Origin of the sequence: Streptomyces lusitanus (genome assembly GCF_042647945.1) — a bacterium.
GTDB classification, from domain to species: domain Bacteria; phylum Actinomycetota; class Actinomycetes; order Streptomycetales; family Streptomycetaceae; genus Streptomyces; species Streptomyces pseudogriseolus.
Genome location: NZ_JBHRWL010000022.1, coordinates 1 through 9721 on the forward strand (window position 1 = coordinate 1; position 9721 = coordinate 9721).

The window sequence follows — 9721 nt, forward strand, 5'->3', positions numbered from 1 at the left end:
CATGGCCACTCCACCACACTCCCCCCGCCTCCGGTGGAGAATCCACCAGCCTCACAAGGCCAGAAGCGCATCCGCCTCAAGAGCGAGAAGGAGGTCGAGGCGACCCTCGAGTGTCCGCGGGTCGCGACCCGTCAGGGCGTGGATGCGGTCGAGTCGTCCGTAGAGGCCGTTGACGTGCAGGTGGAGGGCCTGGGCGGTCTTCGTGTAGTGGCCCTGGTATTCGATGAGGTGGCGCAGCGTGCTCTCCAGGGCCCCGTCGGTGTGCTTGGCGTCGTACTCACGCAAGGGGGTGAGGATCGACCTGAGGTGCTGCAGCATCTGCGGTTCGATACTGCTGAGCACCGTGTGGTAGGTGGGCAGGTCGGACAGGCGGGCGACGGTGACGTCATGACCGGTGCGGCCGAGCACTTGGCTGGTCCGCCGGGCCTCCAGGAGAGCAGTACGGAGATTCCCCGCGCTGTGGACCGGGTCGGCCGCCGCAAGGGTGGGGCAGTAGGGGGAGAGGTCTGCCGCCAGGCCGTGACACCAGTCGATCAACGTACCGGCCGGCTGCCGCCAGGCGAGAACGACGACGACGTCGTGGGGGCCGGGGGCGATCATTGCGGGAATCCCGCGCTCGGACAGTACCGCTTTCATGGCCGCGGCCAGCTCGGGCATGGTGGTGTCCCCTCGGGAGGAGACCGCCAGGACAACCAGGGCCTCGCCCCCGTCCAGGCCGAAGGCCGCGAGCCTGCGCGTGATGTCCGGGGTCGATCCGGTTCCGGAGATGATCATGTCGATCAGTTCGTGAGCGAAACGCTCCTCGCTTGCTCGGACCGCCTGGCGCCGCGCGATGTCCAGAACCAGGAAGTGGGCCGCCTGGCTCAGCGCACTCAGCTCTGCTTCGGAGAGGTGAGCGGCGGGCCGCAGGCACAGCAGGGCTGCCTCTGGCTGGCCGAACGCGCCCACAGGCAGGAGCGTGGCGGTGCCCGCGTCGAGCACGAGTTCCAGGGGCGGCGGCTTACGCATGAGAGCTGTAGTGGTGACCGTGCGGTCGCCCGCCGTGAGGGAGGTGCCGGCTTCGGCGAGCAGCGCGCCGGTTCGGTCGACGAGGGCGAGGGGCAGATCCGGGTGTTCGTGCCGCAGGACACGCAGCACACCGGCGGCTCCGTGCTCTGCCGCGAGGGTGTTGGCGAATGTCTCCGCGCGCCGCAAGGTGGTCATCAAGGGATTACGGCGGGCGTCGGCCACGATGTTGGCGGCGGCATGGGTCACCGCGGCGAAGGGAACCTCGATCGGAAGCTGCAACAGAAGCAGATTCGCCCTGCGGCACGCATCGATCAGAGCAGGCGGTGTCTCGGGGGTTGTGTCGAGCAACCCGAAGACAATGCCTCTGGCACCGGCCGCGCAGCACGCTTCGACGAAGGCAGTGGGTGACACTTCCGGCATCCACAGTCCATTGGTCATGACCAACTCGGAGCGGCCGATGTAACCGGAGGGGTCCGGCAGCTCGGTGGTGTGCACCCAGGAGAGCTCGGTCTCCAGGGCCTCCGGGGGACCGGTGACGAGGACCGAAAGCCCCAGTTCACGGACCGCCACGAGGGAACCGACTGTGAGCACGGTGGATGTTCCTCCACTTCTGGGGTCCCGTATGAGGGTCGTTTCACCTCTGGGACGACGGTATGCAGGATGGTTCTCTGTGGTGGCCGCAGAAAGTCCTCCAGGAGGTTCTCATGAATACGGCCCCACGCTCGTCTTTGTTCGAAGCTCAGGAAACGGAGCCCGCGCCGATGCCGCAGAGCTTTGACGCCCATGGCGTGGAGCCCATTCCCGAAAGCAGCCGGGATTCCTCGCCGAGGGACCAGTGGTGGATCTGGGTGGGTGCCAATGTGGCGCCGATCAACTGGGTTCTCGGGGCGCTGGGAATCAACCTGGGGCTCACTCTGGTGGAGACGTTGATCGTCATTTCCCTGGGCAATATCGTGGGATGTGGCGTGTTCGGGCTCTTCAATATGATGGGCCACCGCACCGGCGTCAACCAGATGGTGCTCGGGCGCGCCGCCTTCGGGCGGAGGGGAGCGATCATCCCCGGGGTGATGCAGGGTCTGCTCACCATGGGGTGGGTCGGGGTGAACACCTGGGTGGTCCTCGACCTCGCCGTCGCCCTTCTCGGCAAGGTCGGCATCCACGGTGGCGAGGGCCTGAAGTACGTGGTCGCCGCCGTCGTCATGGCCGCACAACTCGGCCTGGCCGTCTTCGGCTTCTACGCCATCCGCACATTCGAGCGATGGACCGTGCCGGCGACTGTGCTGGTGATGGCGGTCATGACCGTGCTGTCACTCACCCAGGCAGATCTGCAGTGGACGTCGGGCACCGCGAGCGGCACGGACAGGGTGACTGCCGTTACCCAGCTGGTGACCGCGATCGGGATCGGGTGGGGAATCAGCTGGGTTCCTTATTCCGCGGACTACTCACGCTTCGTCCCGTCCCGCTGTTCCGGGAGAAGCGTCTTCTGGGCCACAGCGCTCGGGATGTACGTACCGACGGTCTGGCTGGCCGCGCTCGGCGCCTGTCTGGCGAGCACCGGGCAGGGCGGTGACCCCAGTGAGCTCGTCATCGGCGCCTTCGGAGTCATGGCACTCCCCGTGCTTCTGCTGATCATGCACGGCCCTGTGGCGACCAACATCCTCAATCTCTACTCGTGCTCGCTGGCCGCACTGTCGGTGGGAGTACGGGCAGCACGGTGGAAGGTCACTCTCGCGGCCGGAGCGGTCGCCACCGTAGTCCTCCTGGTCTTCATGCAGTCGCACAGCTTCGCCGAGTCGTTCGACCACTGGATGACGTCAATCCTGGTCTGGATCAGCCCATGGGCCGCCGTCATGCTGACCGAGTTCTTCGTCCTGCGCCGCGGTCGGATCGACGTGAAGCAGTTGTACAGCGACCGCGGGCCCGCCTGGCGCTGGCGCGCGCTCGTGGCGCTCGCTGCCGGTATCGCCGCCGCATGGTCCTGGCAGTACGGGCTGGTACCGCTCATGCAGGGCCCCATTGCCCGGAACATGCACAACACGGACTTCTCCTGGCTGTCGGGCGCAGTGGTCGCAGGAGGACTCCACTACCTCCTCACCCGCCAGGAGCAGCGGTCCTCCCGCAGCAAGCGCACCGCCGCCGCAGCCGATTGACGACCGAGCCGCTGTGGCGCAACCGCCCTGATGCGCGTGCCACGCCGTCGGGCGCCGGGTCGTCCTGGATCAGCAACGGAGAATCCCCATGACTGACGCACACACCATCACGGTGCCCGCGAGCGGCGTGGAAGCCTTCCGTGTCAACGCCGGCCAGACCTTCAGGATCACCGATCCGGAAGGCGGCCAGGTCGGTGACCTCTTCGCCTACGCTGCCGGGGACCTGACGGAATGGCTCAGCGCCTCCCACACCCGGGCGGTCGTCTCCCGTCTGTTCCCCAAGCCTGGGGAGCAGTTCTTCACCACCCGGCGGCGCCCGGTCCTGACACTTCGCCACGACGGATCGCCGGGGCGGCATGACATGCTGATCGCCGCATGCGACGCGGCGCGGTACGCCGACCTCGGCCGGCCGGGCCACCCCTCCTGCGCCGAGAACCTTCTCACGGGTCTTGCACGGTGCGGGATCTACTCCCATACCGTGCCTCAGCCGGTCAACGTCTTCATGGACGTCCAGCCTGGCGCCGATGGAGACCTGACGTGGACGCCTGCGGCCACCGGCCCCGGAGACTTCGTCGTCTTCGAAGCCGCCATCGACTGTGTGGTGGTCCTCTCCGCTTGTCCTCAGGACATCGCTCCGGTCAACCGCGGCGGCCCCACTCCTCTGGTCGTCACCTCCCGAGACACCGCGATCCGGCGGAACGCGCCGGTCTTCGACCGTGCCTGCTGAGCCCTCCTTCACCGAGCACCACCTGATCATGCACTTGGAGAAAACATGAATCACCCGGCTCTGCAGCAGTTCACCCTCGAGACGACGGTGCTGCCCAACCGGCTGGCCGTCGCCCCGATGACCCGTGTGTCCGCCGAGGAGGACGGCACGCCCACCGCCGAGATGGCCGACTACTACGCGGGCTACGCGCAGGGCGGCTTCGGCATCGTCATCACCGAGGGTGTCTACACCGACGAGCACTACAGCCAGGGCTACCTCAACCAGCCCGGCATCACCACCGACCGGCACACGAAGGCCTGGTGCCGGATCAGCGACGCGGTGCGCCAGGCCGGCGCCCACCCGGTGATGCAGCTGATGCACGCCGGAGCGCTGTCGCAGGGCAACCGCTACCGCAGTTCCACGGCCGGCCCCTCCGCCGTCCGCCCCCTGAGGGCGATGATGGAGGCCTATGGCGGCAGTGGACCGTGGCCGGTCCCCAAGGCCATGTCGGACAAGGACATCGAGCAGGTCATCGCCGGTTTTGTCGACTCCGCGCAGGCCGCACGGACGGCCGGGTTCACCGGCGTCGAGGTTCACGCCGCCAACGGCTACCTCCTCGATCAGTTCCTCACGCCCTACACAAATACGCGCACCGATCAGTTCGGAGGCAGCATCACCCATCGCGTCCGGCTCACCGCCTCGGTCATCGCGGCCATCCGCGCCGCCATACCGGACCCCGGATTCTGGGTCGGCGTGCGCCTGTCACAGGGCAAGGTCAACGACCATGACCACCGATGGGAGCAGGGCGCCGAGGAAGCCGCGCTCATCTTCGCCACCGTCAGCAACGCCACATACATACACATCGCCGGTGAGGGATCCGGGTGGCAGGAGGGTGCGCTGCTGGACAACGGCGAAACCATCACCGCCCTGGCGCGCAGAGTGACGCAGAAGCCTGTCATCGCCAACGGCAGTCTGGCGGATCCGGACCTCTCGGCCAGGGTCGTCCAGGAGGGCCATGCCGACCTGATCTCCATCGGCCGCGGCGCCCTGGCCAACCCCGACTACCCGGCCAAGCTCGCCCGCGGCATCGAGCCGGCGGCATTCGATCCCGCAATGCTCGATCCCAAGGTCACATTGGCCAACACCGCTGCCTGGAGGGCGCGGGCCGCCGAAGCGATCACTGCGTAGCAGGCGCATCCTTCCCTCGCGCCCGCCCCCGTAGGGGCGGGCGCGAGGCGTTCCCTCTGACGGCAGTGGAAGCCTGTTGCAGTCCTGGAAGCAGCCACCAGTGCCGACGGGGAGACATCATCCCCCTCGGCGTGCCGGAGGGTGCGCCCTGCCGGCGCAGGCTGGCTGCGCAGGATCACTGTTTCGGCACAGGAGCAGAGGGAGAGTGGTCACAAACGGGCCGAGGATGCCCACACGCTGTTTCGACCTGGTCTTTCGTACCCAGTTGTCAGGGAATTGACAACGGTGACGGCGTGCTGGACCTTGAGTACGGCGGTGCGGCCGGGCCACGAACGGTCTTCTGCTCCTCACGGAGGGTTGCCGACCGTCGATTCGCTGTTGGCACACGGACGGGAAGCGGGAGGCAAAAGCGCCTGATCCTTCGCGCGTCTGCCCGCCTTGGCGGGGCGGCCCAAGACGACGCCGACCACAACCAGTACCAGTCCGCCCATCTGCTGAGCGGTCAGCACCTCCTCGGCGGCCACCGTGCCGAGCAGTACGCCTGTGACGGGGTTGAGCAGTCCGATCAGGCCCACAGTCGCCGCAGGCAGGTGCCGCAGACCGGTGAACCAGGCGGTGAAGGCCAGCGCGGTGGCAATCAGGGACACGTAGCCGAACGCCAGGGTCGTCGGCCCGGAGAGGGCGGGCGGAGTGCCTTCCGCTGCCACGGCGACCGGCAGCAGGAACAGGCCTCCGGCGGTCAGCTGCCAGGCGGTCGAGGTGAGCACGTTCACCCCGGCGCTCCACCGTACGGTCAGGATGTGGCCGAAGGACGACACCAGCATGGCTGCGACCGCAGCGAGGACGCCCGGCACGCTTGGTCCCTCGACACCGGTGAGCAGCATGAAACAGACCCCGCCGAGCCCGACCACGCCGCCGGCCAGGTGGAGGAGGCCGGGGCGCTCGGAGACCAGGGCCCAGGCGAGGAACATCATCGCCAGGGGAGACACGGCCATGACGGTCGAGGCGATGCTCGTCGGGAGCAGTTGGGAAGTAGCGTAGACGAGCACGAAGAACACGCTCACGTTGAGAAGCCCGAGTACCGCTGTCCGCCACCACCACGCGCCGCGCGGCCGCTGCCTGCACAGGCACAGCAGGGCGAGGCCCGCAGGGATGGCCCGCAGGGCCGCCCCGTAGAGCGGGCGGTCCGCCGGCAGGAACTCATGAGTGACGAAGTAGTTGGTCCCCCACGCGACCGGCGCGACAGCGGTCACCAGCACCCAGCGCACGTTAGCTTCCATGGAAGGTAATATAGCTTCCCGGGAAGATATATTGGTTGCATGGACCATCCGCGATCGTTGGACCGTGTAGCCCGCATCCAGGCCGAGTGGCGTCGCGAACGACCCGATGTCGACATCACCCCACAAGGCGTGATCGGCCGGCTTCACCGCCTGGCCGACCGGCTCTCCGAGGAACTGTGCCTCGTCTACGGCCGCTACGGCCTCTCCGAGGGAGAGTTCGACGTCCTGTGTGCGCTGCGCCGCGCCGGTGAACCCTACGAACGGGCACCCGGCGAGCTTGCCGCGCACACCATGGTCACCACCGGCGCGATGACGAAAAGGATCGACAGCCTGGCGCGGGCGGGACTTGTCACCCGGCGCCGTTCCCATGCCGACCAGCGCGGCCGGATCGTCGCCCTCACGAGCCTCGGACGGGAGCTGATCGACCGGGCGTTCACCGACCACATGCGCAACGAGCGGCGCCTGCTGGACCTGCTGACGTCCGCCGAGGCCGAAGCCCTGGAAGGGCTGCTCACAGCCTGGCTGTCGCGCATGGAGGAGCCCCGGCCGGGCGGCAAGTAGTGCAGGCCGTCGGTTCGTTCGTCCGCTGAGCCTCCAGCCGGGCGGTCGGAGCGGGCAGTCATGCCGGGTTCTCGCATGACGACGGCGGGAGGGCCTCCCTCGGAGCCGCGTGCAGTCCTCGCCGTCGCGCCCGGCAATCGGAGACGAGGCTGACGGCCCCCGCACGCGGAAGTACCGGTGCGGCGGACAAGGCCCACCGGCACGCGGAGCGGGCGGTCGTCAGCCGATCCGCACGGCCTGCCCCGTAACGCGTGTGCGGGTGTCCTGAGGGTCCACGTCGATACGCAGGTCGCTGGGCCGGCCCATGTCTTCTCCCTGACGGATCGTGATCTTCGCCCCGCGGGGGACAAGGCCCAGGGTGCGGAGGTAGCCGCCGAACGCCGCGGCCGCCGCCCCTGTTGCCGGATCCTCCACGACTCCCCCGACCGGGAACGGGTTTCGGGCGTGGAAGTGATCCGGCGACTCACGCCACACCAGGTCGATAGTCGTCCAGTCGTGACGCCGCATCACCTCGGCAAGACTGTTGAAGTCGTATTCCAGGTCCGCCAAACGCTCCCGGGAACCGGCGGCCAGTATCAGGTGGTCGTTCCCGCCGAATGCAACGTGCGGCGGCAGCGCGGGGTCGAGATCCCCGGTGACCCAGTTGAGGGCCTTCAGAGCCGCTTCCAGTTCGGCGGCCAGGGCGGGACGCGAGCGCGTCGGAACGCTGGTGAGCGTGGCGGACACCGCGCCGTTGTCGTCGATCCTGGTGACCACGGGGACTTCGCCCGCAGGAGTGTCGAGGACGATCTCGCCCGGACCGAAACGTTCGGCGAGGGCCACGGCCAGGGCGACTGTGGCGTGCCCGCAGAAGGCGACCTCCGTGAGCGGGCTGAAGTAGCGTACTCGAAATCTGCGCGATCCTTCGGCGCTGTCCGTGACGAACGCTGTCTCCGAGTAGCCGACCTCGGCGGCGCCGGCAAGCATTGCCTCGGCGTCGAGCCCGGAGGCATCGAGTACCACACCGGCCGGATTGCCTCCGGCCGGATCGTGGGTGAAAGCGGCGTAACGCACGATCTCCGGGCGGCTCATGGGGTTGGTCATGCCTTCACGCTGCCAGTTCGCTTCCATCGCGTCCAATGATGGATCGGAATGGAAGCAATCGACATATGGCATAGCGTGCTCCTATGGACACGCGCCTGCTGCTCACCTTCACCGCACTCGCACGCACGGGCAGCTTCACCGCCGCCGCATCCGAGCTGCACCTGGCCCAGTCCACCATCACCGTGCACATTCGGACCCTGGAGCGGGAGCTCGGCACCCGCCTCTTCGACCGTCTGTCCACAGGCGCGCTGCTCACCGAGCACGGCCGGGCGTTGCTGGAACGGGCCGAGGACGTGCTCGATGCGGTGGCAAGGATGAGAGCCGGCACTGGTGAGGAGGTGCGGGGGCCGGTGGCCGTGGGGGCTCCGGAGTCCCTGTGTTCGACCCGCCTGCCAGGTGTGATCGCCGGCTTGCGCACAAGCCACCCGGAAGTGGACGTCCGCCTGTATGCGGCCGGCACCGCGGAGAGCCTCGAGGGCCTGCGGTCCGGGCGCCTTGATCTGGCTTTGCTGCTGGAGGAGGACGCCGGGTTCCGCGACGTCACGACCCAGCCTGTCACCAGGGAGCCGCTCGTCCTCGTCTGTGCCCCCGGTCATCCGCTTGCCGAGCGGGCCGGCGCAGTGACCTGGGCGGAGCTCGCGGGTGAAAGCTTCTTCCTGCTGGAACAGGGCTGTTCCTACAGTGACGAGTTCGAGAGACGGTTGCTCGCCGTGCCCGGCACGCGGTCACGGCCGACCCGGTTCGGGAGTGTGGACGCGGCACGCTCCTGCGTCGCCGCCGGCTTGGGCCTGACCCTCCTGCCGCTCACGACGGTGGTTGAGCAATTGCACCAGGGACGGCTGGTGCAGGTACATGGGCCCGGGCTCGCCGACGTGCCGGTACGGCTGGCCCGCCACCGAAGGCGATGGACCGGACCTGCTGCCCAGGCCTTCTCCCAGGAGTTGCTACGGCAATCGACCGACTGACCTGTATCGGCGCGGGCGGCTTCCGGTGCGGTGTGCTACCTGATCATTTCAGAATGAGTTCAACCACAATAGTGGCCGGAAGGCAGCCGGGCGTGAGGCGAATCTCCATTTTCTGTGGCACGCCGACTGCGAACGCAAGGAAGCAGGCCCGCTCGGGTGTGTCGTAATTGTGCCATCTTTGCGCCGGCCGGCCCGCGCCACAGCCGTGGCAGGCTAAGCTCTTCGTGCCGAAGTAGCCGGGGCCGCTCGCTGGTGGCGTGACTCGATAGCAATTCTGCACTGCATCTGTGCGTAGGCATTACCGGGTCAAAAGCGGCGGGCTGCTCAGTTCCAAGTCGCGATGCAGCTCGGGTGAGCATGCATCGCATAAAGAGGGAAATTCATGCGAATCCGCACATTCGGTGCAGCTCTGGCAGTTGCCGTTGTCATTCTGCCGTATGCCAAGCACCCCTGACGGGGCGGTTGACAGGCAGCGGTGCATACCGCATCCGCCAGTCCGGTGACTCCGTCGAAGAGCCCCACCGTCTGTCCGTGCACCAGGTTCTGATGGCGTCATGACGGCGGCCTGAGTCCGGTCCTGGCTGCATCGCAGCAGCCAGGACTCGCCCAACGGACGTCCCAGCTCACCGCACGCTTCTCGGCTGCAACCGGTTACAGGTCCTGGACAGCACGTAGAGCAGGGCGGGCAGCGCACCGCCCGCGTCCTGGCGGAGCTGGTGCGGCCGTTTGTGCTGCGCCGCCGTAAGAGTGATCCGGGTATTGTGCCTGAACTGCCGCTCA

At 67.7% G+C, this 9721-nt stretch carries 8 protein-coding genes; 5 read left to right on the forward strand and 3 right to left on the reverse strand.

The features are described from left to right. Positions 1–51: 51 nt before the first annotated feature. Positions 52–1599, reverse strand: coding sequence for a PucR family transcriptional regulator (locus tag ACFOSY_RS28260; RefSeq protein WP_394312083.1), 1548 nt, complete (start codon positions 1597–1599; stop codon positions 52–54). 113 nt (positions 1600–1712) lie between these two features. Between ACFOSY_RS28260 and ACFOSY_RS28265 the strand changes: the two genes are divergently transcribed. From ACFOSY_RS28265 to ACFOSY_RS28275, 3 genes are all read left to right on the forward strand, one after another. After that, positions 1713–3158: a cytosine permease gene (locus tag ACFOSY_RS28265; protein WP_394312085.1), complete on the forward strand. Its 1446-nt coding sequence runs from the start codon at positions 1713–1715 to the stop codon at positions 3156–3158. Between the two features lie 88 nt (positions 3159–3246). Continuing rightward, positions 3247–3885: a DUF1989 domain-containing protein gene (locus ACFOSY_RS28270; protein WP_394312088.1), complete on the forward strand. Its 639-nt coding sequence runs from the start codon at positions 3247–3249 to the stop codon at positions 3883–3885. 45 nt (positions 3886–3930) lie between these two features. Further along, on the forward strand, positions 3931–5052 hold the full coding sequence (locus ACFOSY_RS28275; RefSeq protein ID WP_394312090.1) for an oxidoreductase: 1122 nt from the start codon (positions 3931–3933) through the stop codon (positions 5050–5052). A 347-nt stretch (positions 5053–5399) separates the two neighbouring features. Here ACFOSY_RS28275 and ACFOSY_RS28280 read toward each other — a convergent pair whose 3' ends face one another. Then, the gene (locus tag ACFOSY_RS28280) at positions 5400–6332 is read right to left on the reverse strand and encodes an EamA family transporter (RefSeq protein ID WP_394312093.1); all 933 of its coding nucleotides are present in this window, start codon (positions 6330–6332) and stop codon (positions 5400–5402) included. Positions 6333–6371: 39 nt separating this feature from the next. Between ACFOSY_RS28280 and ACFOSY_RS28285 the strand changes: the two genes are divergently transcribed. Then, positions 6372–6893 carry a MarR family winged helix-turn-helix transcriptional regulator gene (locus ACFOSY_RS28285; RefSeq protein ID WP_394312096.1) on the forward strand — a complete coding sequence of 174 codons (522 nt, stop codon included), beginning with the start codon at positions 6372–6374 and terminating at the stop codon, positions 6891–6893. A gap of 219 nt (positions 6894–7112) precedes the next feature. On the opposite strand, the gene ACFOSY_RS28290 is transcribed toward ACFOSY_RS28285, so the two are convergent. After that, the gene (locus ACFOSY_RS28290) at positions 7113–8003 is read right to left on the reverse strand and encodes a PhzF family phenazine biosynthesis isomerase (protein WP_394312099.1); all 891 of its coding nucleotides are present in this window, start codon (positions 8001–8003) and stop codon (positions 7113–7115) included. A 56-nt stretch (positions 8004–8059) separates the two neighbouring features. On the opposite strand from ACFOSY_RS28290, the gene ACFOSY_RS28295 reads away from it, so the two are divergent. Beyond that, positions 8060–8941: a LysR family transcriptional regulator gene (locus ACFOSY_RS28295; protein ID WP_394312101.1), complete on the forward strand. Its 882-nt coding sequence runs from the start codon at positions 8060–8062 to the stop codon at positions 8939–8941. Positions 8942–9721 lie beyond the last annotated feature (780 nt).